A 24,949-nucleotide genomic window follows, 5' to 3' on the forward strand; every position below is an offset into this window, starting at 1 on the left:
GATGCTGGATTAAAGCCGATGAAGAAGACGCGGAAGTCACTGGCACTCGTATCCGTCAAAAAGATGGTCGGTGACGTGACGGCAGCAAGGATCATGCCGCGGCATGAGAAGGAGGGGAATGCCACGCCGCCGGATCCAGCGGCGTGGCGGGGGATTACTCGTCGATGTCGTCGTCGCGGCGGTTCATGCCGTACTTGCGCATCTTTTCAACGAGGGTCGTTCGGCGAATACGCAGGCGTTCGGCCGCGCGTGCGACAACCCCGTTTGCATCTTCGAGCGCCTGCTGGATGAGGCCCTGCTCGAGATTGCCGAGGTAATCCTTCAGATCGAGCCCTTCGAGCGGAAGCATGGCGTGCGCATCGGCAGCCACGATAGGGGCGTTGATCGCGGCGCGCTCCTCCATTTCATCATGCATATTGATGGCGTACTGCTCGTCATCATCATCGACATGACGGAATTTCTTCGGCAGCTCCATCACGCCGATCACCCCATAGGGATGCATGATCGCCATGCGCTCGACCAGGTTGGCCAGCTCACGGACATTGCCTGGCCAATCGTGACGGCACAGCGACATGATCGCGGCGGAGTTGAAGCGAATCGAGCCTCGCTTCTCATGCTCCATTCGCGAGATCAGTTCGTTCATCAACAGGGGGATATCCTCGATGCGCTCACGCAGCGGGGCCATTTCGATGGGGAAGACATTGAGCCGGTAATAGAGATCCTCGCGGAAGCTACCGTCCACGATCATCTTCTCCAGATCCTTGTGGGTCGCGGCGATTATGCGGACATCGGCATTCTGCGTACGGTTGCTACCCACGCGTTCGAAGGTGCGTTCCTGCAGAACTCGCAGCAGCTTGACCTGCATGGGCAGCGGCATATCACCGATCTCATCGAGAAATAGCGTCCCGCCTTCCGCCAACTCAAACCGCCCGGCACGGGAGGAAATCGCGCCGGTAAATGCCCCCTTCTCATGCCCGAACAATTCGCTTTCCAGCAATTCGGCCGGAATCGCCCCGCAGTTAACAGGAACGAATGGCCCACCACGGCGCTTGGAGTGATAGTGCAGATTGCGCGCAACGACTTCCTTGCCGGTGCCCGACTCCCCAAGGATCAACACGCTTGCCTCGGTATCCGCGACCTGCTGCATCATCTGCCGGACATGCTGTACCGCACGACTGGTGCCAACCAGACTACGGAACAGATTGGGTTCGCGCTGCCGCCCGCGCGCCTTGGCCTGGTCGTTCATCTCCCGGTAAACCTGGGCGCGATGAAGAGAATCAAGCAGTTTGTTGTAACTCGGCGGCATCTCGAGACTGGTTAGCACGCGCCGACGAATCTCGTCCGGCCAATCTGCCGGAACGGGCTCACCGATCAGCATGAGCGGAAGATTTTCGTCCCACTTGCTGAGCTGCTTGAGCAACTCCACTGCGCCGCCCTTGGCTGAGACGTCACCGAGCATGACGCCGAGTACGCTGCGACTCGATTCAAGCGCGTCGACGGCGCCCCGCCATTCATTGCTGGCGCAGGCCAGATGATCCTCACTCAGAAAGTTGAGAATGACGGTCAGATCCCGGCGACGATCCCTATCGTCATCTATCAACAAAATCTTGGTTTCACGCCACATCTTGTTTATAGCTCTAGAGGCTGAAAGAAAGCCTGCGCTCGTCTCGCTAGAAACGACTACGTCATCGGCAGATAGCCGGTAGTAAATTAAAAAAAACGTCGCGAGTCAAATTTATGACGTGATTCAACGACAAAAAGACCATTAAATGCATCTTTCATCGATACAAGGGCAGGAAGGACGCGAATGTGCCGGTCAGAATGACGACGGCGCTCGCTAAGCAAGACTTGACTGTATCGAACGAAGCTGAGAGGCGCGTATCGCGTTGCGGACGGGAAATCAGGTTACCGTCACGCTGCTACAGGCGCAAAAGGATTCCGGCGTTACAGATAAATAAGCGCGGCCGACAACAGAACGGCAGCCGGCCAAATGGTAACGCAGGTTTGACACTCTTTCAGTCAACCAAACAGCTTGTAAACGTTGGCGCCGTGCTGAGATTGATTGAGCTGGATCAGCTCATCAGCGACACGCCGCTGCTCAGCCTGACAGGTCATGACCAGTTCACGGTACAGGCTCACCAACTCCTGCAAGCGTTGGCGAATCGCCGGTTCGTCCTCGCGAGGTTCAACCATCGCGGCGTCGATGACTTGACGGCATTGCAGATCCAGGACGCTGATTGCCGTCCAGTCCTGTTGGACCATCGCGTCGCGCAGCGCGTTGCCGGTTTCTTCGAGACGTTTGACTGCTGCACTCATGGATCCGCTCCGGATGAACTGGTTTACAAGGCCTGGCCTCCACGGCCGCCCGGCACGCTTGCTGTGCCTGAAACCGTTATCGGCAAACCTTGATTCGCCTTTAGCGCAACCGCGATAAAAGGTCGGAGCTCAATGCAGCCCGCGCAGCCCAGTCGGAACGCTGGGAGGAGCAACCGGTTCCCAAGGACCATCGGGGCGGCCGGCGCAATACCAGTCACCATCCCAACGGTAGTAAAGCCGCTCGCGGTAGAACATGTCGCGCCCTTCGACGACATAGACACCCAGGCGATTGTCCCAATGCGCAGCGGCATGAGGAGGTGGTGCGTAACGCGGGTGGCTTTTCTGTGTCGCTGGCGGGCGTGGCGCCGGCGGTGTGCGAACCGGCGGAGGGCTGGCGACGGGCTCGCGAGGCTCCGACACCGGCGGCGGCGGTCGGCGTGTCGGCTCCGGTGTCTGATATGGATTGCCCGCACAGGCTCCTAGCAGCAGCGCCAGTATCATTGCGCCGCCCATCTTTGATAGACGATGCGCACCTATCGAAACCGAGTTCATCGCCATTGTTCCGGGCCTCTTGGGTGCCACGCGAGATCAGGGCGTGTCAGGTTGGTTGATGATCAGCTCGGCCGTGTTGTCGCGATCCAACACCAGCGGTTCGCTGCTGCCCGTCCACTCGCCTTGGAGGGCGTTCCCCTCTCGGGAAATACGGGCAAGCAGCCTGACCTGTTCGAAGTTGGACAAGCGAAGCTGCGGAGTCATCGCATCGGCGTCACTCAAACTGACCGTAGCAGGTAGATCGGCGACCGTCAGGCGTTTCACTGCCAATGGCATCGGCGGCCCAGATATCGCGCGAGCGAACACGAATACCGTATCAGTCGGCTGCACATCATCGCTGAGCGCCGCGTCCAGGCGTACATCGACCTTCAGGCCGGCTTCGACAGCAGCCGTCTCGCCTGTAGGCTCCTTCACGCTTGCCGACACCGGTTCGCCGAGTTGCTCGCGCGCTCGGACGATGCCCCCCTGAATGGCTTCGCGAGACGGGTCTTCGACCGGCAGAGTCGCAACCAGTCGCTCCCAGAACGCTATCGCGTCCTCAAAGCGTTCATCTTCGTAGGCGGCGATGCCCAACAGACCAAGGCTGGTGACCTCATCAGGATCGCCCTTCAACGCTTCATCGGTCAGCTTTTGCATTTGCGCGGACCACTGGCGATCTTTCGCAAAGTAGAGCGCTTGCGCCCACTGCCCCAAGAGCTCCGGCTGACGGCCGGCCAGGTTGATCAGCTGCTCATAGGCGGCGGCTGCATCGGTGGGGCGTTCCTGACTCATGTAGGTGCGCGCCAGGAAATACCACGCCTCTGTGGACTCGGGCTGCGCCTTCACCGCACGTTCCAGCCGCGCCGTCATCTCTTCGATGGTTTTGGGTTGCTCGGCGAATTCCCGCGCCAATTGCAGCTTGTCGCTCGCCCCCCAATGCGAATACAGACCGTAACCAATCAGCGGCACGAGGATCGCCGCGATCAATGGGACGGCCCGGCCCAAGTCACTGTTTCGGCGGGTCTCGCCACCTTCTGTGTCGTCGAGCAGCTCACGCGCCGCATCGGCACGTCCCATCTCGAACTGTTCCAGCGTGAGGGTCCCAGCAGCCCGTTGTGCAGCCAGTTCACCGAGCCGCTCTTCATAGAGCGCGACGTTCAGTGCCGTACGGTCCTCTTCTGCCTGTGCACGACGCCCGCGCAACAGGGGGAGCATCAGGAACGCCAGGGCGGCCAGTAGCAGCAGGCCAGCGCCTATCCAGAAATCAGTCATGGGTCTTTTTTATCCAGCAACGTAGCGAGGCGTGCACGTTCGGCCTCGGAAAGTGTGTTCGACGCTTGGTTGGCCATGCCCCGGCGACGGCGCATCAGGATGACCACTAGTACGCCGAAGCCGAGGACGAGCAAGGCGATCGGGCCGTACCAGAGCACGAGCGTCTTCGCATTCACAGGCGGCTTGTAGCGTACGAAGTCGCCGTAACGCGCAACGAGGTAATCGATGATTTGCTCGTTGCTCTGCCCTTCTCCCAGCATGCGATAGATTTCGCGACGTAAGTCCATGGCGATGGGGGCGTTGGAGTCGGCAATGTTCTGGTTCTGGCATTTCGGGCAGCGCAGTTCCTCGACCAGCGTGCGGTAACGTTCCCGCTCGGCCTCGTCCTTGAACTCATAGGCATCGATAGCGGCCTGCGCGCCACTCGCCAGACACAGCGCCAGCAGTATCCCCTGAATCAGCTGTCTCATTCGTCTACCAGCTCCTGATACAACGCGGCGAGCTGCTCACGCCAGACACGCTCATCGATGACGCCGACATACTTGTGGCGAATGATGCCCTGCTTGTCGACGAGGAAAGTTTCCGGTGCACCGTACACGCCCAGATCCAGCCCCAGGCTGCCCTGCTCGTCGCGAATGTTCAGTTGGTAAGGGTCGTGGAAATCCTTGAGCCATTTCTGGGCCGCGGCGTTGTCGTCCTTGTAGTTGACGCCATGGATATTCACGCCTTGGGCAGCAAGTTTGTTGAGCACCGGATGCTCGACCTTGCAGGCCACGCACCAGGTCGCCCAGACGTTGACCAGCGCCGGCTTGCCCTTGATGTCTTCCTCACTGATCAGTCGCTGCGGATCCTCGACCGAAGGCAGGGAGAACGACGGCAAGGGCTTGTCGATCAGTGCCGACGGCAGCTCGGTCGGGTCCAGAAACAACCCTCGGTAGAGGAACACGGCGACCAGCAGGAATATCGCCAGCGGCAGCAACATCAAAAGTCTTTTCATCTCAGGCTCCTTGCTGGGCCAAACCGAGTGCGTCACGGACGCGGGACCTGACTTTCACCCGGTAACGTTTGTCGCACACCGACAGCACCCCACCCAGCGACATCATCAGCGCGCCCAGCCAGATCCAGCGCACGAACGGCTTGATGTGTACCCGCACCGCCCAGGCACCGTTCTCCAGGGGCTCGCCCAGTGCCACATAGAGGTCACGGGTGAAGCCTGCATCGATGCCCGCCTCGGTCATCGGCATCTGCTGCACGGTATAGAGGCGCTTCTCTGGATGCAGCGTCGCGACTTGCTTTTCGCCATCGAAGACACGGATGGTGCCCTTGTCGGACGTGAAGTTGGGCCCGTCGAAATGTTTGGCTCCGTCGAAGACGAAGCTGTAACCGCCCAATTGCAGCGACTCCCCTGGCGCCAGACGCAGGTCGCGCTCATCGCTCTGCAGGCTCGTCAGCACCACACCCAGGGCACAGACGACCAGCCCCAGGTGCGCCAACTGCATACCCCAATAGCTCGGTGCCAGACTCCGCATGCCTTTCAGCAGACCCTTGTGACGAGTCTTGTCGAGTACGTCGCGAATCCCGGCAGTGACCACCCAGGCAGCCAGCAGACAAACAGCCAACACCGCCCAATGGAAATCGCCGAACAACATCGAGCCCAGCCCGCCCAGCACAGCGCTGGTGATCAGCACCGGCGTCAGCATGCCTATCAGCCACTTCGCCGGCGTATCCTTCCAGCGCACCAGCACCCCCACGCCGATTGCAAGCATCAGCGCACCAACGAGCGGCAGGAACATGGCATTGAAATAAGGGGGGCCGACCGAAAGCTTGGTGTTCGACAACGCATCGAGCAGCAGCGGATAGAGCGTACCCAGCAGGATCATCGAAGTTGCAACTACCAGGAGCAGGTTGTTGACCAGCAGCAATGTCTCCCGCGACCACAGGCCGAAGCCGATCTGGCTTTTCACCACCGGCGCGCGCAGTGCGAACAAGGTCAGCGATCCGCCGACCACCAACAGCAGGAACGCCAGAATGAACACGCCGCGTTCCGGGTCAGTTGCAAACGCGTGCACCGAAGTAAGTACCCCTGAACGAACCAGGAAGGTACCCAACAGGCTGAGCGAGAACGCTGCGATAGCCAACAGCACGGTCCAGCTCTTGAACACGCCACGCTTCTCGGTCACCGCCAGCGAATGAATCAACGCGGTGCCCACCAGCCACGGCATGAAGGACGCGTTCTCCACTGGATCCCAGAACCACCAACCGCCCCAGCCCAGCTCGTAATAGGCCCACCATGAACCCAGGGCAATACCCGTGCCCAGGAAGGCCCAGGCAATCAACGTCCAGGGGCGCGACCAGCGCGCCCAGGCGGCATCGAGTCGGCCACCGAGCAATGCGGCAATGGCGAACGAAAAGGCCACGGAGAAACCGACATACCCCATGTAGAGCATCGGCGGATGTACCACCAGACCGAAGTCCTGCAGCAGCGGATTCAGGTCACGGCCGTCCATCGGCGCTTGTGGCAGCAGGCGCTCGAAGGGATTGGAGGTGACAATCAGGAACAGCAGGAAGCCGATACTGATCAACCCCATCACGCCCAATACCCGCGCCAGCATGTCTTCAGGCAACTGGCGCGAGAAGATCGCGACGGCGAAGGTCCAGGCGGACAAAATGAACGCCCACAATAGCAACGAGCCTTCGTGCGCGCCCCATACCGCACTGAATTTGTAGTACCAGGGCAAAGCGCTGTTGGAGTTCTGCGCGACGTAGGCCACGGAGAAATCGTCCACCATGAACGCATAGGTGAGGCAGGCGAAGGAGAACGCCAGGAAGGAAAACTGTCCCCAGGCAGCCGGTTGCGCCAAACCCATCCACTGATGATCACCGCGCCAGGCGCCGATCAGTGGAAGCGTGCCCTGCACGACCGCCAGGCACAGCGCCAGAATCATCGCCAGATGACCGAGTTCGGGGATCATTTCGCATACTCCTGCTTGTCGCCTTCGTAATGCTTCATCATCCCGCTCTGCTCCAGCGCCTGGCTGACTTCCGGCGGCATGTAGTTCTCGTCATGCTTGGCAAGTACCTCATCGGCCACCAGAACGCCGTCGGCATTCACGCGGCCGAGGGCAACGATGCCCTGCCCTTCACGGAACAGATCGGGGAGGATGCCCTGGTACTGGATGGTCACCGTCTCATTGTTATCGGTGACACGGAAGGAGACGGTGAGCGAGTCGCTGCTGCGCTTCACCGACCCGGCCTCGACCAGGCCACCGGCCCGAATCCGCGTGCCCTCTGGGGCTTCGCCCGCAGCGATCTGCGTCGGCGTGTAGAACAGGTTGATGTTCTCTTGCAGAGCAGACAATGCCAGCGCCACTGCGATACCGACGCCTGCCAGAATGGCCAGTACGATGAACAGACGCTTCTTGCGCACAGGATTCACTTCATTTCCTCCCGGCGCAAACGACGCGCCTCGTCTTGCAGATAACGCCGGCGCGCCATGGTCGGCAGCGCCACGTTGAGAATCAGGACCGCCAGGCTGATGCCATAGGAAGTCCAGACATACAGGCCATGGTTGCCCATGGCGATGAAGTCGGAAAACGACGAGAAGTTCATGTTGTTTTACTCACCAGCGCTTTCACTTCGGCCTTGACCCAGCTGCTTCGCGATTCGCGACGCAGCACTTCCAGGCGCATGCGCATCAGCAAAACCAGGGTGAAGAAGCAGTAGAAGCCAAGCACCATCACCAATAACGGCAGCCACATTTCTGCGGGCATGGCCGGCTTTTCCGTCACGGTAAAGGTGGCGGGTTGATGAAGGGTGTTCCACCACTCCACCGAGTATTTAATGATCGGGATGTTGATCACGCCGACGATGGACAGCACCGCGCAGGCCTTCGCCGCACTGTCGCGGTTGGTAATGGCCTGCCCCAGGGCAATGATGCCGAAGTACAGAAACAGCAGAATCAGCATCGATGTCAGACGCGCATCCCACACCCACCAGGCACCCCAGGTCGGCTTGCCCCACACCGCACCGGTAAGCAGCGCAATGAAAGTCATCCAGGCGCCAATGGGCGCGGCCTGCTGCAGGGCGACGTCGGCGAGTTTCATCTTCCAGACCAGGCCGACAATGCCGGCGACGGCGAGCATCACGTAGATAGACTGCGCCAGGAAAGCGGCGGGCACGTGGATATAGATGATGCGAAAGCTGTTGCCTTGTTGGTAATCCTGCGGCGCAAAGGCCAGGCCCCAGACGACACCGACACCGATCAGCAGCAACGCGGCCCAACCCAGCCAGGGCATCCAGCGGCTGCTGATCTCGTAAAACCATTTGGGCGAACCCAGTTTGTGGAACCACGTCCAGTTCATAGACCCCGCCTCACATCCACCACACAGGGCGATACTGCCTTGAAAACGGGCAGCTGCCTCTTGCCCGCGATCAGTAAACTCATCGTCATCGAAACCACTCGTCTCGCATCGGCGACTCGCGCTCCGCTATCGGATATATCCATGGTGCAGTCCGTCATTCGCCAACGCTGATTTTCAGGCCGGCCGCTATTGCAAAGGGTGTCAGGGTAACTGCCAGAGCAGTCAGGCTGGAAAGCCATAATAGGTGTCCGAGCGCAGGTAGCCCCTGCAACGCTGCCTGCAGCGCCCCGCTGCCCAGAATCAGCACGGGGATATAGAGCGGGAGAATGAGTAGCGCCAACAACAGCCCGCCACGCTTGAGCCCTACCGTCAACGCAGCACCCACCGCGCCCAGCAGACTGAGCACGGGTGTACCCAGCAGCAGCGACACCAGTAGCACCGGCAGTGCGCTGACCGGCATGCCCAGCATCAGACCCAGCAGCGGGGCCAACAGAACCAGCGCCAGGCCGGAAAACATCCAGTGTGCCAGCACCTTGGCGAGCACCAGAAGCGCCAAAGGGTGCGGCGAAACGACCCACTGCTCGAGCGAGCCGTCCTCGAAATCGCTGCGGAACAGCCCGTCCAGCGAGAGCAGCACTGCCAGTAGCGCCGCCACCCAGATCAGCCCTGGGGAAATCGTTTGTAGCAATTGCGACTCGGGGCCGACCGCCAGCGGGAATAAGGCAATGACGATTGCGAAGAACACCAGCGGGTTGGCCAGCTCCGCCGGACGACGGAACAGCAGGCGGCTTTCGCGAGCCAAAAGCAGCGTAAAGACGTTACTCATGCGGCGCGCTGCCCCAGGTCTATTTCGCGGAAGCCCGTCGGCATCTCGGCGAGCGAATGATGCGTCGTCAGTACGACCATACCGCCCTGCTCGCAGTGGGTCGCCAGATAGCGTTCGAGCTGCGCCACGCCATGCTTGTCCAGCGCTGTGAAGGGCTCATCGAGAATCCACAAGGGTGGGGGCGACAGATACAGCCGGGCCAGGCCGACGCGACGTTGCTGACCAGCCGACAGGGTATGGCAGGGTACGTCCTCGAAACCGCGCAACCCGACGGCATCCAGCGCTTGCCAGATCGCATCGCGCGTCGCAGGCTGGTGCAGCGCACAGAGCCAAGTGAGGTTTTCCTCCGCAGTGAGCAGCGCCTTGATGCCCGCGGCATGGCCGACCCACAACAGATTGCGGGCCAGCTCGCCACGCTGGCTTTCGAGGTCCCGGCCGTTAAGGAGCACCTTGCCGGCGGTCGGCTGCATCAGACCGGACAGCAAGCGCAGCAGACTGGTCTTGCCACTGCCGTTGGGGCCGGCGATCTGCAACATTTCGCCTTTGGCGATCCGCAGGTCTAACCTCTCGAACAGAAGACGCCAGTCCCGCTCGCAGGAAAGCGCCACAGCTTCTAGAAAGGGACTGGACACGCTAGGGCTACCTCAAGATGGAAGGAGCCAGGCCGCTATATCGATGCAGGCTGGGCGGCCGGAATTATACATGCCGAGCCCCTGCACCAAAGGCCACAAACGGCGAAAGGTTGTAAGAGCATTTAAGTAAGATGACCGAGATCAAAAGCACCCAGGCTATCCCCGCCTCAGGCCCATCTCGCCCATTGGCGAACTCGGCCGAGATGGCGTTGAAATTACTGCAGCCGATGCAGGGGCTGCTACTGGCGGGGGAAAGCGCCGAGGCCGAGGTCATTAATATCAAGGAAGCGCTGCAGAACTTTCAGATGACGCTGCGCCTGACGTTCAACAATGGGCGGCAGGCGACCATCGAGACCAGCAGCCCGAAAGCCGCCGTGCCGGGTGCAGCAATGATGGTCACTGCGCTGTCCGATACGCGCCTGATCGCCGCACTGCAGCCCGGCGGTCGTCAGCCACAAAGCAGCATCGATCTCGGCCAGCTGCCGGTGGGCACCGTGGTGCAAGGCAAGGTGACGGCCAGCCAGCAAATACAGCAGGACGGAAAAAACCTATTCAAAGTGGTAATCACCCTGCTCAACTCGCCACTCGCTGGACACAAGCTGAACGTCGAATCCGCCATGCCGCTCGCACCGGGCAGCCTCATAACGGCTCGAGTCCAAGGCGACCAATCGCTGTCGTTCATGCCACTGAGCGGTCGCCTCGATCAGCTGGTGCTGGGCCAGCAACTGACCGCACAACATGGCCGTCAAGGTTCGCTCGAAGGACTGCTTGGCGCACTCGGATCCGGTTCAGGCCTGCCCGAGCAACTACGTGGTGCGGCCGAGCGCTTGCTAGGCCTGGTTCCGGATATGCAACAGCTTGGCGATGCCAAGACGCTGGCACAGGCATTGGCGCGTAGCGGTGTGTTTCTCGAATCAGGTCTGCTGAGCGGTCAGGCGGGCAACCTGCCGGCGGATATGAAAGCCGCGCTGCTCCGCCTGATTGCCCAACTACCCGGACTGCCGGGCGGCGGCCCACTGGCGGCGGCACAAGCTGGCGCAACACTTGGCCAGGCGCTACCGGCATTTGCCCGCAATGCCCTGGGTGCGCTCGGACAGCCAAACGCGCGTCACTTGGCACAGAGCTTTCCTCTGCCGAGCCGCCTGTCGCCGAACATCGACGAGGAGGCCGACCTGGAGCTGATACTGAAGCTTGCCGCTGCAGCCGTATCTCGGTTGCAGACGCATCAGCTGTCCAGCCTCGCCCAGACCCAGACCAATCCCGACGGCACCCAGGTCACCACGTGGCAGATTGAGGTCCCAATGCGGGACCAACGGGAGATCGTCCCGCTGCAGGTGAAACTTCAGCGCGAAGAAGAACCTCAGCACAGCCACAAGGAAAAACCGGAAACCCTCTGGAAAGTCGAGCTCGCCTTTGACGTCGCACCTTTGGGTCCGCTGCAGGTTCAAGCGCAGCTGCTGCAAGGCAGCCTATCCAGCCAGATATGGGCGGAACGTAGCGGCACCGCCCAGTTGATTGCCGCAGAACTCGATCACCTGCGTCAGCAACTGGTCACCGCCGGATTGAACGTCGGCGAGCTGGCCTGCCGCCAGGGTACTCCGCCCCAAGGCCCGCGCACCTCTCTGGATCAACGCTTCGTGGACGAAACCGCATGACCGCTAACACACCACGTCAGGCCATCGCACTGACCTACGACGGCGCCAACGCGCCAACCCTGTCAGCCAAGGGTGACGACGACCTGGCCGAAGCGATACTGGCAATCGCCCGCGAGCACGAGGTGCCGATCTACGAAAACGCCGAATTGGTGAAACTGCTGGCCCGTCTGGAATTGGGCGATGCCATTCCCGAGGCGCTTTACCGCACCATCGCTGAGATCATCGCGTTTGCCTGGTACCTGAAAGGCAAGTGCCCATCAGGTTTTACCGAGCCACAGACCCAACCGGACGTCCCGCGGCTCAATGGGCCTGAGCGTTGAGGGTCGTGACCCCGCTGAAGCGACCCTTCTCCTGCGGGAAATCGGCCAGCACCCAAGCGAAATAGCCCGCGCGGAAATAAAACACCTGCTCGTAGCCCCACTCCACCGCCAGACGTACCGCCTCGGCGCTGGCCGGACAGACCTCACTGTCGCAGTAGACCACCAGCGGCACAGTTCTAGGCCACTCCGCGCCCGAGAGGCCAAAGAATTCGCGCGCAAGATCCATGTGCACCGCGCCCTCGACATGCCCCCAGCTCCACTCACGACTGGGCCGAACATCGACGAACACTGCGCCAAGCTCATGAAGTTGCCTGGCCTGGTACACGTTGACGGTCATCGCACCGTCGACTTCTACCGGCGCTTCGGCGGCATTGAGCCACGTTGGGCTGACCAGCAAACACAGCATCAGAATGCGCAGCATCACATCCTCCTCGCCCCACTCAGGGCAGGCTTACGCCAGACATGGCGAAGCCCTGTCAGGTTTGGAGGAAGCGATGGCCATATCGTTCACTGCCAAGGCCCGGAGGCCGGACAGGCGTCACAGAATAACGACGAGACAACAGGCCACTAGGAATGCCTGCGTACTTTGACGGCCAATAACGGTGAGCGGCGATGCGCTAGTCGGATTTGCGCCGCGCCTGGTGCAGCTTGCGCATCAGCTCGGCTTCGGACTGGGACAGACCACAGGATTGCGTCAGGTCATCGACGCTGGCGCCCATACCGACCAGCTTGGCGGCCTGGGAGAAAGCGAAATTGTTCGGATCGCGCTGTTCGAGCTGGCTGAGCTTCTCCGGCAATGGCGCAACGACGCGTGACAGCTCGCGCAGCTTCTGGCCCATCGTGATGCTGCCTTCCTGATAGCTATCCAGTCGTGCACCGAGCTCCTTGATGCGCTGGTCACGGGTCGCGTTTTCAAGCGCTTGCGCCTGGACTTGCCGCTGCTGGCGCCGAAACAGCCAGATACAGCAACCCAGCAATGCCAGACAGCACAGGGCAAGCGCGACGACCGCCGCGACCAGCGACTCGATCATGTATCAGATGCTCTCAAGTTCCGCCCATTCTTCTTCGCTCATCATCTTGTCCAGTTCGACCAGAATCAGCAGCTCGTTGTTCTTGTTGCAAACACCTTGAATGAACTTTGCCGACTCGTCATTACCGACGTTGGGTGCGGTCTCGATCTCCGACTGACGCAGGTAGACCACCTCGGCGACGCTGTCGACCAGAATGCCAACCACCTGGCGATCTGCCTCGATGATCACGATACGGGTATTGTCCGACACCGGTGCCGTTTCGAGGCCGAAGCGCTGGCGCGTATCGATCACGGTGACAACATTACCGCGCAGGTTGATGATGCCAAGCACATAGCTTGGGGCGCCTGGCACCGGCGCAATTTCGGTATAGCGCAACACTTCCTGGACCTGCATCACATTGATGCCGTAGGTCTCGTTATCCAGACGGAAGGTTACCCACTGCAGGACCGGATCATCGGAACCCTGTGCGGAAGTCATCTTCATAGCCCCACCTCTTCTTATACCGCTGTGGCGGTCGATTCTATCGGTTACGCGGGGCGCTTGCGCGCACCCACGGTTGTTCAATTCGTTTACGACGGGATGCCCTTGAGATGGCGGGTCGCGCCGCTGGCAATCAATTCTGCAAGCGCAGCCACGTCCACCAGCGCGCACATATGATCAATCACTGTCCCGGCCAGCCAGGGTCGCTGGGTGCGCTGCGAACGCCATTTGACTTCCTTGGGGTCCAGGCGAATCGAGCGACTGACCTGATGCACCGCCAGACCCCATTCATAGCCTTGCACCGAGATCACGTACTGCAGCCCCTCGCGAAAATCATCACGATACCGATCGGCCATGACCCAGCGCGCCGTATCCAACACCTTCAGATTGCCGGCCTGGCTCGGCAATATGCCGAGAAACCACGCGGGCTGGCCGAACAGCGGTGTCAGCTCCTGTCCGGCAAGCGGATAGATCGAGCCGAGACTGACCAGCGGCACCGCCAATGTCAGACCGGCCACGTCGAACAGCAGACATTCGAACGGCTCCTCGCCCCACTCCGGCTGACCGTTCCGGTGTGCCGGCGGGCCACCAGGCACCTGCAGCTTCGGTTCGAAAACGGCTATCGGCTCGATCGATGCGGGGAGCGGTTCTGTCGGCAATTCGGGTTGCAGCTCGAGCAATGCCTCCGGCTCGGCGATAACCGGCGCAAGCATTGGAGCCGGCTCGGACTCGGGTAGCGCAACCTGCCGCAGCGGAACGACCCGTTGGACGTCTCGCTGCTGCTCCTCGAGCACTGCCGCCTGGAACTCGTCGTGGCTGACCGAATCAGTCAGTTCCATGACAGCATCCTGCAAAAGCGCGTCGAGATAGGACTGCAGCGTCTGTTGCGAACGGCTTTCTTTAAGAACGGTACGGCTCATGAAACCAACTCGTGCAAATCCACTGGATAGGCTATCGGCCGCAACCACGGCGAACTTGAACCGCGATCAGATCCGTACGTCGCCATTCAGGCAACCTGCGGCGAAGCTTGTGCCGCCAGCAGCGTCTTGAGCAGTGCCCGGTACGCCAGCACCCCTCGGCTGTTGGGGTCATGCTGCGATGGCGTGACGCCTGCGCGACTGGCATCGCGCAAGCGTGTATCGATCGGGATAAAGGCCTGCCACAGGTTTTCCTGGTAGCCGTTGCGCAACACCTTGAGCGTATTCATCGACGCCTGGGTGCGTCTGTCGAACATGGTCGGCACGATGGTGTAGGGCAACGCCTGTCGACGCGACCGGTTGATCATGCTGAGCGTGCTGACCATGCGCTCCAGTCCCTTCATCGCCAGAAACTCGGTCTGCACCGGGATGACCAGCTGTTGGCTGGCCGCCAGTGCGTTGACCATCAACACTCCGAGCAAAGGCGGACTGTCGATGATGGCGTAATCGAAATCCTGCCAGAGCTGCGAAAGGCTCTTGGCAATGACCAGACCGAGGCCGTTCTGCCCGGGAGACTGACGCTCCAGGGTCGCCAGCACGGTGCTCGATGGCAGCAGCGAAATGCGCTCATGGCTCGTCGGCAGCAGCAGCTGCCAGGGCAGCCCCTCAGGGACGCTGCCCTGATGCTGGAACAGATCGAAAACGCTGCGATCGAGATTATCCGGATCATGACCGAAATAGCTCGTCATCGAGCCATGGGGATCGAGATCCAACGCCACGACCCGCTTGCCGGAATCGGCCAGCAATCCGGCGAGCGCGATGGAGGTCGTGGTTTTACCCACTCCGCCTTTCTGATTGGCTACTGCCCAGACTCTCATAACTCTCTTTCCATCCGGATCGGACCAGACCGGGAACGGCCGTGTCGGCATAACCGACGACGAGGAATTGACGACACCGCGAGCGGCACCTAAACGATCTCAGGGGATAGCACGTTGTGTGCCAGACTGCGGCGCCGGCCCCATAGCCCGGGCGCTGCCGACACCACTGATACCGCGCCGCACATCAAGGTTGCGTGAAATGACTAGAATCACCCGGCGGTTACGTGCCCGTCCCTCTGCAGTCGCGTTATCCGCGATGGGCTGAAACTCGCCGTAGCCCACCGCCGCCAGGCGTGATGGATCGACGCCATCGGCCGCCAGCATCCGCACGACACTACCGGCGCGGGCAGCCGAAAGCTCCCAATTGGTCGGAAATTTGTTCGTACTGATGGGCAGATTGTCAGTGAAACCTTCAACATGAATCGGATTGTCAAAAGGCGCCAGAATCCTGGCGACCTTCTCCAACAGATCGAACGCATGGTCGTTGGGTAATGCATCACCGCTGGGGAACAGCAGGCTGGAATTCAGCTCGATTTCCACCCAGAACTCATTGCCTCTGACAGTAAGCTGATTGTCGTCGATGAGGTCGGCGAAGGCCTCCCGCATGCTCTGCATGATGCTTTGCAGAGGATCGATCGGCTGCTGCGATGACTGCGGCTCGTCGATCTCAGACACATCCGGCTGCGTTGTGCGCGGTCGCTCTTCGCCGATCGGGATGGGCTTGACGGCACGATCGACCTGATTGAATACGCCCACCAGCGAATCTGACAGGATTTTGTATTTGCCTTCATTGAGCGAGGAAATCGAATACATCACCACGAAGAAGGCAAATAGCAACGTGATGAAATCCGCGTAGGAAACCAGCCAGCGCTCGTGATTCTCCGGTTCTTCGTGCGTTCTGCGCCGCCCCATGATCAGCCGACTCTCAGCAGTGACAGGTGAGCAGACATAGCAACGCGCTTACTCGCAAAGGCGGCGCTGTAGCGAATAACGATTGTGGTTCGAGCCTGTACCATATTTCTTCCCGTGTCCGCGGCGGCAGGGGTGCGCACCGTCGGCCTTTCGCTGCTCAATCCATGAAGCCCTGCAGCTTCATCTCGATCGAGCGGGGGTTTTCCCCTTCGGCAATCGACAGGACACCTTCGAGCAGCATTTCGCGATAGGCGGTTTGCTTCTGCACCACGCTCTTGAGCTTGTTGCCCATTGGCAATACCAGCAGGTTCGCAAAAGCCACGCCATAGATAGTGGCAACGAACGCAACGGCTATGCCACTGCCTAGCTGGCTTGGGTCGGCGAGGTTACCCATCACGTGAATCAATCCCATCACCGCACCGATGATGCCCACCGTGGGCGAATAGCCGCCCATACTCTCAAACACTTTTGCCGCTCGCAGATCGCGGGTTTCCTGGGTGTACAGGTCAACCTCGAGAATGCTGCGAATCACCTCGGGCTCGGCGCCATCGACCAGCAACTGCAGACCTTTGCGGGCGTAGGGATCGGGCTCGCTTTCGGCGATCGGCTCGAGCCCCAGCAGCCCCTCCTTGCGCGCCGTGGCACTCCAGCCAGTGACCAGACTGATACCGCCAGCCATGTCGACACGCGGCGGAAAGAAAATCCAGCCAAGAATCGACATGGCCCGCATGAACACCGCCATCGGCGTCTGCAGCAGAACCGCGCCCAGCGTGCCGCCCAGCACGATCAACGCTGCCGGACCATTGAGCAACGCCGAGACGTGGCCGCCCTCGAGGAAATTGCCACCGACGATGGCGACAAACGCAAGGACCAGCCCGATGAGGCTGAGCACATCCATCTAGGGTCTGCTCCCGCTTCGACGCGAGCCGCGTTGCTGCACCAAATGCCGCCAGGCAAGGCGCGGGATGCAGGCAATGGTTTTTCCATTGCCAAGTCCCGCAACGCAGTATGGCGATATTTGGCGCGCAACCCGAAGGGACGGGCCGTTTTTTGCGCGGCGCTGCGTTATTCGTCGCTCATTTGGAATAACCAAACTTCTCTCCTCATGCGATCCCCATGGATGGGGTGAATGCCGCAAGCCCGCCGGGAGCGGGCGCGGTCTTGCTCCGCGCAAAAAACGGCTCCGGCGCGGCCGCGGGCGAAACGGGAACAGACCCTAAAGGCACGCCTCGCTCAGATGCCGGCCGATGTCATCGAGGCCGTAAACCGCATCGCTGAGGTTGGCCTTTGCTACCGCCATCGGCATGCCATAGATGACACAACTGGCTTCGTCCTGGGTCCACACCTGGCTGCCGCTCTGCTTGAGCATGCGAGCGCCTTCGCGACCGTCGGCCCCCATGCCCGTCAACACAACCGCCAGAACCTTGTCATGGAACGCCTTTGCGGCAGATCCGAAGGTGACATCAACGCATGGCCGATAGTGAAGCCGCTCGTCGCCAGGCAGGATGCGAATCGCACCCCGTCCGTCGATCATCATCTGCTTGCCGCCGGGTGCCAGCAGCGCGAGACCCGGGCGCAGCAGGTCGCCGTCTTCGGCTTCCTTGACTCTGATCTTGCATAGCTTGTCCAGACGCTCGGCAAATGCCTTGGTGAACGCGGCGGGCATATGCTGGATCAATACGATGGGAGCCGGAAAATTGGCGGGCAGCTGAGTCAGCACGCGCTGAAGCGCCACCGGACCACCGGTCGACGTGCCAATGGCCACCAATCGATACGACTTGCGACGAGGCGCTGGTGCCGTGTGCGTGGGCGCTGCGGCACGGGCAGTCGAAGGTGCGACACCCGATGGAGCGGGGGTGCTGCGTGCAGGCGCCGCGACAGCTGCCGTAATGCTGGCGGCGTTGCCGTAGCGACGGTTGCTGCGCGAAATCGTATGAATCTTCTCGCAGAGCAGCTGCTTGACCTTGTCCGGATTGCGCGAAATGTCTTCGAAGTTCTTCGGCAGAAAATCCACCGCCCCGGCGTCCAGCGCGTCGAGCGTCACCCGAGCACCTTCGTGGGTAAGCGAAGAGAACATCAACACTGGGGTCGGACAACGCTGCATGATCTGCCGCACGGCAGTGATGCCGTCCATCATCGGCATCTCGTAATCCATGGTGATGACATCGGGCTTCAACGCCAATGCCTTGTCGATGGCCTCGCGCCCATTGGTGGCGGTGCCAATTACCTGGATATTCGGGTCTGAAGAAAGAATGTCCGATACCCGGCGACGAAAGAAGCCGGAATCGTCCACCACCAGGACCTTGACTGCCATAAAACACTCCTAGCGACAGCGATCATCAGAACCGCTGTCCAGTGATCAGACGCGGCGTGCGTAACGCTTGAGCATGCTTGGGACATCGAGGATCAGGGCGATACGACCATCGCCGGTGATCGTCGCGCCGGACATGCCCGGAGTGCCTTGCAGCATTTTGCCCAGTGGCTTGATCACCACTTCTTCCTGTCCCACCAACTGATCCACGACGAAGCCGATGCTCTGGTTACCAACGCTCAGGATCACGACGTGACCTTCGCGCTGCTCTTCATGTTCAGCACCGCGTACCAGCCAGCGCTTGAGGTAGAACAATGGCAGTGCCTTGTCACGGACGATCACCACTTCCTGACCATCAACCACGTTGGTGCGCGACAGATCGAGGTGGAATATTTCGTTGACGCTCACCAGCGGGAAGGCGAAGGCCTGATTGCCCAGCATCACCATCAGGGTTGGCATGATCGCCAATGTCAGCGGCACCTTGATAACGACACGCGAGCCTTGGCCTTTGCTGGAGAATACGTTGACGGTGCCGTTGAGCTGCGAAATCTTGGTCTTGACCACGTCCATGCCGACACCACGGCCGGACACATCGGAAATTTCCGATTTGGTGGAGAAGCCGGGCGCGAAAATAAGGTTGTAGCTTTCCAGATCGCTCAGGCGATCGGCAGCATCTCGGTCCAGTAGCCCTTTCTCTACCGCCTTGGCACGCAGAATGTCCGCGTCCATGCCCTTACCGTCATCGGTAATCATCAGCAGGATGTGATCGCCTTCCTGTTCGGCCGACAGCACTACCTTGCCGGTGCGTGGTTTGCCGGCAGCCTCGCGCTCTTCCGGCGTCTCGATACCGTGGTCGACCGCGTTACGCACCAAGTGCACCAGTGGATCGGCCAAGGCTTCGACGAGGTTCTTGTCCAGATCGGTCTCTTCGCCAACCAGCTCCAGGTTGATCTCTTTCTTGAGACTGCGCGCCAGATCCCGAACCAGGCGCGGGAAACGACCGAACACCTTCTTGATCGGCTGCATGCGCGTCTTCATCACGGCGCTCTGCAGATCGGCAGTTACCACATCCAGGTTGGATACGGCTTTGGCCATGGCTTCGTCAGCGCTGTTGGAGCCCAGACGCACCAAGCGGTTACGTACCAGCACCAGTTCGCCGACCATATTCATGATCTCGTCGAGCCGCGCGGTATCGACCCGTACGGTCGTCTCGGCTTCGCTTGCCGATTTCTCGGGTGCCGGGGCCGCCTTGGAAGCAGCCTCTGCCTTGGGTGTCACGGCTGCCTTGCTGGCCGCAGAGGCTGCTGCCGGCTGCGGCGCCGTATCCTTCTTCGCTGCCGGCGTAGCAGCCGGAGCAGCTTTTGCTGTCGCGGCAGGCGCCGGGGCTACTGGAGCGGCCTCTTCCGGCTCGAACTTGCCCTTACCGTGTAGCTGATCCAGCAGTGCTTCGAATTCGTCATCGGTGATCTCATCGCCACCGGACGCCAAAGGCGTCGCCGACGCCTCCGCACGAGGCGCAGCAGCGGCCGGCTCGGCGAACTGGCCCTTGCCATGCAGCTGGTCGAGCAATGCCTCGAATTCGTCGTCGGTGATCTCGTCACTGGCAGGAGTATCGGTGGGTGGCGTGACTGGTGTCGGCTCGACCGCAAATTGCCCCTTGCCATGAAGCTGGTCGAGCAGCGACTCGAATTCCTCGTCGGTGATCTCATCCGCGGCTCCGGCAGACGGAGACTCGGCGGTCTGGTCCAGTGCGCCCAGAAACTGCTCGAATTCGTTGTCTGCCGTCGCGGCTTCTGGCTCAGGCTCGGCTGGCGCTTCAGCCACAGGCTGTTCCGCTCCGGCCGGTTCGGCCAGGCGTGCCAGTGCCGCCAGCAGCTCAGGGGTAGCAGGGGTTACCGCGGTGCGTTCGCGCACCTGGCTGAACATTTCGTTGACGGCGTCCAGTGCCTGCAGCACGACATCCATCAATTCCGAGTCGACGCGACGCTCACCCTTGCGCAGGATGTCGAAGACGTTCTCCGCGATGTGGCAGCACTCGACCAGCTCATGCAGCTGGAGAAAACCGGCACCGCCTTTTACCGTATGGAAACCGCGAAAAATCGCATTGAGCAAGGCTGTGTCATCGGGGCTGCTTTCCAGCTCCACCAGTTGCTCTGACAATAGTTCGAGAATCTCGCCGGCCTCTACCAGGAAGTCCTGGAGGATTTCTTCATCGGCGTCGAAGCTCATATTCACCTTCCCCTAAAAGCCCAGGCTCGAAAGCAGATCATCGACATCGTCCTGCCCGGATACGACATCCTCACGTATATCGGCATGCATCTGCGGACCTTCACCGTTGGAAGGCTCTTTTTCGTGTTTTTTTCTTTTCCTGCTCGGCGCGCATCGCTTCACGGTCATGCTGGATGCCCGCCACACGATCGACCTGCCCGGCCATCAGCACGAGATTCAGCAGGTTGTTCTCAAGGTCGGTGATCAGCCGAGTGACACGTTTGATGACCTGACCGGTCAGATCCTGGAAGTCCTGGGCGAGCATGATCTCGCTGAGATTCTGCGACAGCTGGCTGCTGTCGTTCATCGAGCGCTGCAGGTACTGGTCAATGCGACGGACCAGATCCCTGAACTGTTCGGCATTCATCTCGCGGCGCATGAAGCGCTGCCAGTCGGCCGTCAGACTCTGGGCTTCGTAGCTGACGTAGTTCACCAGGGGCGCCGACTCTTCCACCAGATCCATCGTGCGGTTGGCGGCCTTTTCGGTCATCTCCACCACATAGGAAAGCCGATCGGTGGCGTCGGTAATCGGTGACGGATCGCCACCCGTTGCACAGGTATCCATCTCGAGCTTGACGATGGCGTTATGCAGCTCGCGGGTGAGCTTGCCAACCTCTCGATAAAGTCCGTTATTTCGCGCCTGATTGAGCTCGTTGAACATCTGGGTCGCTTCGTCGAAGCGGCCTTGTTGCAGACTCTCGATCAACTGGGGTGCATGAGCCTTCAGAGTCGCTTCGAACTCTGCCAGGCTTTGCTCTGCTTGCGTCATAGTGCCCTCGCGGCGTTACTGCTTCAGCCGTTGACGCGCTCGAAGATTTTTTCAATCTTCTCTTTGAGCACTTGAGCCGTGAATGGCTTGACCACGTAACCGTTTACGCCTGCTTGCGCGGCCTCGATGATCTGGTCGCGCTTCGCTTCGGCAGTAACCATCAGTACCGGAAGGTGCTTCAAGCGTTCGTCGGCTCGCACGGCACGCAGCAAATCGATGCCGCTCATGCCCGGCATGTTCCAGTCGGTGACGAGGAAATCGAAACTGCCGCTCTTCAACATCGGCAACGCTGTGACGCCATCATCCGCCTCGGCGGTGTTGGTAAAGCCCAGATCACGCAAGAGATTCTTGATGATCCGTCTCATGGTCGAAAAGTCATCGACGATGAGGATTTTCATGTTCTTGTCCAAGTACACCTCCGTAAATCCCGAAACCCCATAACCTGCTCACGGTCTGTTGCGGGCCTTCATGATGAAGCTCGTAAGCGGCCTCTACTGCTTTCTTGCGAACCGCCCGTTAACGGGCCCGCCACTCGCCGAGGCGAGCCCGCAGACGCGCCGCGCACTGACTGTGCAACTGGCTTACCCGCGATTCGCTGACCCCCAGCACTTGGCCGATTTCCTTCAAATTCAACTCTTCGTCGTAATACAGTGAAAGCACCAGCTTCTCGCGCTCAGGCAGGTTGCCGATGGCCTCGGCCAGCGCCTGCTGAAAACGCTCGTCTTCAAGATCGCGGGACGGTTCCGGATGGGTGCTTGCTGCATCCTGCTCGAATTCCCCGTGCTCGCCTTCCTGAAGCAGATCGTCGAAGCTGAACAGGCGGCTGCCGAGGGTGTCGCCCAGAATGCCGTAGTACTCATCGAGACTCAATTTAAGTTCGGCCGCAACGTCCTGATCTTTAGCGTCGCGACCGGTTCTGGCTTCAATCGCCCGAATCGCCTCACTGACCATGCGTGAATTGCGGTGCACGGATCGCGGCGCCCAATCACCCTTGCGGACCTCATCGAGCATTGCGCCACGGATACGAATACCGGCGTAGGTCTCGAAACTCGCCCCCTTACCGGAGTCGTATTTCTTCGACGCTTCCAGCAATCCGATCATGCCGGCCTGCATCAGATCATCAACCTGCACGCTCGCTGGCAAACGCGCCAGGAGGTGGTAGGCAATACGCTTGACCAACGGCGCGTACTGATCGATGAGCTGATATTGCGAGTCTTTTGCTTGAGCTTTGCTGTAGTACATACCGAATCCAGCTGCTGTCATTCGTTACGGTCTGCGGCGGGCCTGACGAGGCGCTCCACAAAGAACTCCAGATGGCCCCGCGGCGTCGCCGGTAGCGGCCAGCTATCCACTTTCTGCGCGATGGCCTTGAACGCCAGCGAGCATTTGGCTCGGGGATAGGCCTCATAGACGGCACGCTGTTTCTGTACCGCCTTGCGCACCGCCTCGTCGTAGGGGATCGCCCCTACGTATTGCAGCGCCACGTCGAGGAAACGCTCGGTCACCTTGGTCAGCTTGGCGAACAGGTTGCGCCCTTCCTGCGGCGCATGCGCCATGTTCGCCAGCACGCGGAAGCGGCTGAGGCCATAGTCCCGATTGAGCAGCTTGATCAACGCATAGGCATCGGTGATCGAGGTGGGCTCGTCGGTCACGACCAGCAGTATTTCCTGTGCAGCGCGCACGAAGCTCACCACGCCATCGCCAATGCCCGCCGCCGTGTCAATGATCAGCACATCGATGTCGTTTCCGATATCGCTGAAGGCCTGAATCAATCCGGCGTGCTGAAGAGAAGACAGCTGCACCATGCTCTGGGTGCCCGACGCCGCGGGCACGACGCGGATGCCGCCCGGCCCTTGAATCAGCACGTCACGCAAATCGCACTCGCCGGCGATGACGTCAGCCAGTGTGCGCTTGGTCGTCAAACCCAGCAGTACGTCAACATTGGCCAGTCCAAGGTCGCATCGAGCAACACCACCCGGCGACCGAGTTCGGCCAGGGCCAAGGCCAGATTGACCGACACGTTGGTCTTGCCGACGCCACCCTTGCCGCCAGTCACCGCAATAACCTGTACGGGATGAATACCCATTTTCACACGCCTATCTCTTGCTGGAGCCCGAGGGCGATCGATGCGTTCAGCCCGAACGCGTCTCCTTTGTGTGTATCACAGAGCAGAATACTCATCCGACTTTCCGTGAAGAACCGTTGTACAGACCGGAGAACATGTCGGCCATGGTTTCCTCGCTGGGATTCTCCTCGGATTGCAGACTAACCGCCCGGCTCACCAGCTGGTGGCTGCGCGGAAGATGCAGATCGTCAGGGATGCGCGGCCCATCGGCAAGGTAAGCGATGGGCAGATGCTGGCTGATGGTGAGACCCAGCACATCACCCAGGCTCCCGGCCTCATCCAGTTTAGTCAGAATGCAGCCAGCCAGCCCGCATCGGCGGTAGTTGTGCCAGGTCGCCTTGAGCACCTGACTCTGGCTGGTTGCCGGCAGCACCAGATAATTCTTCGACTTGACGCCGCGATCAGCCAAGGCTTCGAGCTGAACACGCATCATCGCGTCACCGGCCGGCAGGCCAGCGGTATCGACCAGGATCAGGCGCTTGCGGGCCATCGGCGCCAGCGTCTTGCTCAACGGCTGACTGGGATCGATCTGAATGACCGGTACGTCGAGGATGCGGCCCAGGGTCTTGAGCTGTTCCTGCGCGCCGATGCGGTAGTTGTCCATGCTTGCCAATGCAATGCTTTGCGCGCCGTGCTTGAGCACGTAGCGCGCCGCGAGCTTCGCCAACGTAGTGGTCTTGCCAGCACCGGCGGGACCGACCAGCGCAATCACTCCGCCCTCTTCCAACGGCTCGACCTTGCTGACCTTGATCGATTGCGCCAGGTGCGCCAGAAGCATCCGCCAAGCCTGGCGCGGCTCGGCCACGGTGGAAACCTTTTCCAGCAATGCGCGCGACAGCTCGGCCGGCAAGCCGACGCGTTGCAGGCGGCGCCAGAGCCCGGCTTGCTGCGGACGACGGCTTTGCTCATGCCCCCAGGCAATCGAGCCAAGCTGCACTTCGATCAACTCGCGCAGGCCTTGCAGCTCCGACTGCATGGCTTCGACCGCGCGCGTATCGAACGAGGCACTCGCGGCGACTGGCGCAGGCTGAACGGCCGCGGGCTTCTCGTCAAGCAGTTGACGATCCTGGCCGGCAATGCTGCGCGATGGCGCTTGCAGCTCCGCGTGGGCACTGGCGATACGCGCCTGGGTCTTGCGCAGCTCCGCTTCCAGCGCCGCATTCGGCTGCTTCGGGGCTGCTGGTTCCATCGGATAATCAAGCACAGCAGTCAGCTCGACGCCGCCGGCAACACGGCGATTACCCGTGATCACGGCATCGGCGCCCAGCTCGTCACGAATCATCTTCATGGCGATACGCATGTCGGCTGCGAAGAAACGTTTGACCTGCATGGCCTATAACCCTCG

At 60.6% G+C, this 24,949-nt stretch carries 26 protein-coding genes and 2 pseudogenes; 2 read left to right on the forward strand and 26 right to left on the reverse strand.

Annotated elements, in window-relative coordinates:
• Positions 1–154 precede the first annotated feature (154 nt).
• The 12 genes from DQ405_RS14865 to ccmA form a co-directional block, all read right to left on the reverse strand.
• Positions 155–1,624 carry a sigma-54 dependent transcriptional regulator gene (locus DQ405_RS14865; RefSeq protein WP_168424932.1) on the reverse strand — a complete coding sequence of 490 codons (1,470 nt, stop codon included), beginning with the start codon at positions 1,622–1,624 and terminating at the stop codon, positions 155–157.
• Between the two features lie 395 nt (positions 1,625–2,019).
• Complete coding sequence (locus DQ405_RS14870) at positions 2,020–2,316, reverse strand: flagellar protein FliT (RefSeq protein ID WP_168424933.1); 297 nt, start codon at positions 2,314–2,316, stop codon at positions 2,020–2,022.
• A gap of 129 nt (positions 2,317–2,445) precedes the next feature.
• Entirely contained in the window at positions 2,446–2,868 is a 423-nt protein-coding gene (locus tag DQ405_RS14875) for a hypothetical protein (protein WP_168424934.1), read from the reverse strand.
• Between the two features lie 36 nt (positions 2,869–2,904).
• Complete coding sequence (gene ccmI / locus DQ405_RS14880) at positions 2,905–4,119, reverse strand: c-type cytochrome biogenesis protein CcmI (RefSeq protein ID WP_168424935.1); 1,215 nt, start codon at positions 4,117–4,119, stop codon at positions 2,905–2,907.
• Entirely contained in the window at positions 4,116–4,589 is a 474-nt protein-coding gene (locus DQ405_RS14885) for a cytochrome c-type biogenesis protein (protein ID WP_168424936.1), read from the reverse strand. The genes ccmI and DQ405_RS14885 overlap by 4 nt, the downstream gene beginning before the upstream one ends.
• Positions 4,586–5,116 (reverse strand): DsbE family thiol:disulfide interchange protein, encoded by a 531-nt coding sequence (locus DQ405_RS14890; protein WP_168424937.1) that lies wholly within the window; start codon positions 5,114–5,116, stop codon positions 4,586–4,588. Before DQ405_RS14890 ends, DQ405_RS14885 begins: the two co-directional genes overlap by 4 nt.
• Before the next feature lies 1 nt (position 5,117).
• On the reverse strand, positions 5,118–7,091 hold the full coding sequence (locus tag DQ405_RS14895; protein ID WP_168424938.1) for a heme lyase CcmF/NrfE family subunit: 1,974 nt from the start codon (positions 7,089–7,091) through the stop codon (positions 5,118–5,120).
• Entirely contained in the window at positions 7,088–7,555 is a 468-nt protein-coding gene (ccmE, locus tag DQ405_RS14900; RefSeq protein ID WP_168424939.1) for a cytochrome c maturation protein CcmE, read from the reverse strand. Before ccmE ends, DQ405_RS14895 begins: the two co-directional genes overlap by 4 nt.
• On the reverse strand, positions 7,552–7,728 hold the full coding sequence (ccmD, locus tag DQ405_RS14905) for a heme exporter protein CcmD (protein WP_168424940.1): 177 nt from the start codon (positions 7,726–7,728) through the stop codon (positions 7,552–7,554). The genes ccmE and ccmD overlap by 4 nt, the downstream gene beginning before the upstream one ends.
• On the reverse strand, positions 7,725–8,480 hold the full coding sequence (locus tag DQ405_RS14910; RefSeq protein WP_168424941.1) for a heme ABC transporter permease: 756 nt from the start codon (positions 8,478–8,480) through the stop codon (positions 7,725–7,727). Before DQ405_RS14910 ends, ccmD begins: the two co-directional genes overlap by 4 nt.
• Positions 8,481–8,634: 154 nt before the next feature.
• On the reverse strand, positions 8,635–9,306 hold the full coding sequence (ccmB, locus tag DQ405_RS14915) for a heme exporter protein CcmB (protein WP_168424942.1): 672 nt from the start codon (positions 9,304–9,306) through the stop codon (positions 8,635–8,637).
• Positions 9,303–9,938, reverse strand: a complete 636-nt coding sequence (ccmA, locus tag DQ405_RS14920) for a cytochrome c biogenesis heme-transporting ATPase CcmA (protein ID WP_168424943.1) — start codon at positions 9,936–9,938, stop codon at positions 9,303–9,305. Before ccmA ends, ccmB begins: the two co-directional genes overlap by 4 nt.
• A 131-nt stretch (positions 9,939–10,069) precedes the next feature.
• Between ccmA and fliK the strand changes: the two genes are divergently transcribed.
• Positions 10,070–11,593, forward strand: a complete 1,524-nt coding sequence (gene fliK / locus DQ405_RS14925; protein ID WP_168424944.1) for a flagellar hook-length control protein FliK — start codon at positions 10,070–10,072, stop codon at positions 11,591–11,593.
• Positions 11,590–11,913, forward strand: coding sequence for an EscU/YscU/HrcU family type III secretion system export apparatus switch protein (locus tag DQ405_RS14930; protein WP_168424945.1), 324 nt, complete (start codon positions 11,590–11,592; stop codon positions 11,911–11,913). The genes fliK and DQ405_RS14930 overlap by 4 nt, the downstream gene beginning before the upstream one ends.
• Here the strand turns inward: DQ405_RS14930 and DQ405_RS14935 are convergent.
• The 14 genes and pseudogenes from DQ405_RS14935 to flhF all read right to left on the reverse strand — a co-directional run bounded on the left by DQ405_RS14935 (position 11,894) and on the right by flhF (position 24,934).
• The gene (locus DQ405_RS14935) at positions 11,894–12,334 is read right to left on the reverse strand and encodes a rhodanese-like domain-containing protein (RefSeq protein ID WP_168424946.1); all 441 of its coding nucleotides are present in this window, start codon (positions 12,332–12,334) and stop codon (positions 11,894–11,896) included. The two genes, DQ405_RS14930 and DQ405_RS14935, sit on opposite strands and share 20 nt — an antisense overlap.
• 196 nt (positions 12,335–12,530) lie before the next feature.
• The gene (locus DQ405_RS14940) at positions 12,531–12,944 is read right to left on the reverse strand and encodes a DUF2802 domain-containing protein (RefSeq protein ID WP_168424947.1); all 414 of its coding nucleotides are present in this window, start codon (positions 12,942–12,944) and stop codon (positions 12,531–12,533) included.
• A 3-nt stretch (positions 12,945–12,947) separates the two neighbouring features.
• Positions 12,948–13,427 (reverse strand): chemotaxis protein CheW, encoded by a 480-nt coding sequence (locus DQ405_RS14945; protein WP_122164264.1) that lies wholly within the window; start codon positions 13,425–13,427, stop codon positions 12,948–12,950.
• Between the two features lie 86 nt (positions 13,428–13,513).
• A complete protein-coding gene (locus tag DQ405_RS14950; RefSeq protein ID WP_168424948.1) occupies positions 13,514–14,344 on the reverse strand; it encodes a CheW domain-containing protein in 831 nt (276 codons plus the stop codon).
• An 86-nt stretch (positions 14,345–14,430) separates the two neighbouring features.
• Positions 14,431–15,219 carry a ParA family protein gene (locus DQ405_RS14955; protein ID WP_168424949.1) on the reverse strand — a complete coding sequence of 263 codons (789 nt, stop codon included), beginning with the start codon at positions 15,217–15,219 and terminating at the stop codon, positions 14,431–14,433.
• Between the two features lie 99 nt (positions 15,220–15,318).
• A complete protein-coding gene (gene motD, locus DQ405_RS14960) occupies positions 15,319–16,131 on the reverse strand; it encodes a flagellar motor protein MotD (RefSeq protein WP_168424950.1) in 813 nt (270 codons plus the stop codon).
• A gap of 157 nt (positions 16,132–16,288) precedes the next feature.
• The gene (locus DQ405_RS14965) at positions 16,289–17,029 is read right to left on the reverse strand and encodes a flagellar motor protein (protein ID WP_168424951.1); all 741 of its coding nucleotides are present in this window, start codon (positions 17,027–17,029) and stop codon (positions 16,289–16,291) included.
• 318 nt (positions 17,030–17,347) lie between these two features.
• Complete coding sequence (locus DQ405_RS14970) at positions 17,348–18,445, reverse strand: protein-glutamate methylesterase/protein-glutamine glutaminase (protein WP_168424952.1); 1,098 nt, start codon at positions 18,443–18,445, stop codon at positions 17,348–17,350.
• Between the two features lie 45 nt (positions 18,446–18,490).
• The gene (locus DQ405_RS14975; RefSeq protein ID WP_168424953.1) at positions 18,491–20,671 is read right to left on the reverse strand and encodes a chemotaxis protein CheA; all 2,181 of its coding nucleotides are present in this window, start codon (positions 20,669–20,671) and stop codon (positions 18,491–18,493) included.
• Positions 20,672–20,683: 12 nt separating this feature from the next.
• Positions 20,684–21,479, reverse strand: a pseudogene (locus DQ405_RS14980) (protein phosphatase CheZ).
• A gap of 23 nt (positions 21,480–21,502) precedes the next feature.
• Entirely contained in the window at positions 21,503–21,877 is a 375-nt protein-coding gene (locus tag DQ405_RS14985) for a chemotaxis response regulator CheY (protein WP_174824682.1), read from the reverse strand.
• A gap of 118 nt (positions 21,878–21,995) precedes the next feature.
• Entirely contained in the window at positions 21,996–22,742 is a 747-nt protein-coding gene (gene fliA, locus DQ405_RS14990; protein ID WP_375154402.1) for an RNA polymerase sigma factor FliA, read from the reverse strand.
• Positions 22,739–23,565, reverse strand: a pseudogene (gene fleN / locus DQ405_RS14995) (flagellar synthesis regulator FleN). Before fleN ends, fliA begins: the two are co-directional and overlap by 4 nt.
• A gap of 91 nt (positions 23,566–23,656) precedes the next feature.
• Positions 23,657–24,934 carry a flagellar biosynthesis protein FlhF gene (flhF, locus tag DQ405_RS15000; RefSeq protein WP_168424956.1) on the reverse strand — a complete coding sequence of 426 codons (1,278 nt, stop codon included), beginning with the start codon at positions 24,932–24,934 and terminating at the stop codon, positions 23,657–23,659.
• Between the last annotated feature and the right edge of the window lie 15 nt (positions 24,935–24,949).

This window comes from Pseudomonas sp. SST3, assembly GCF_003325755.1.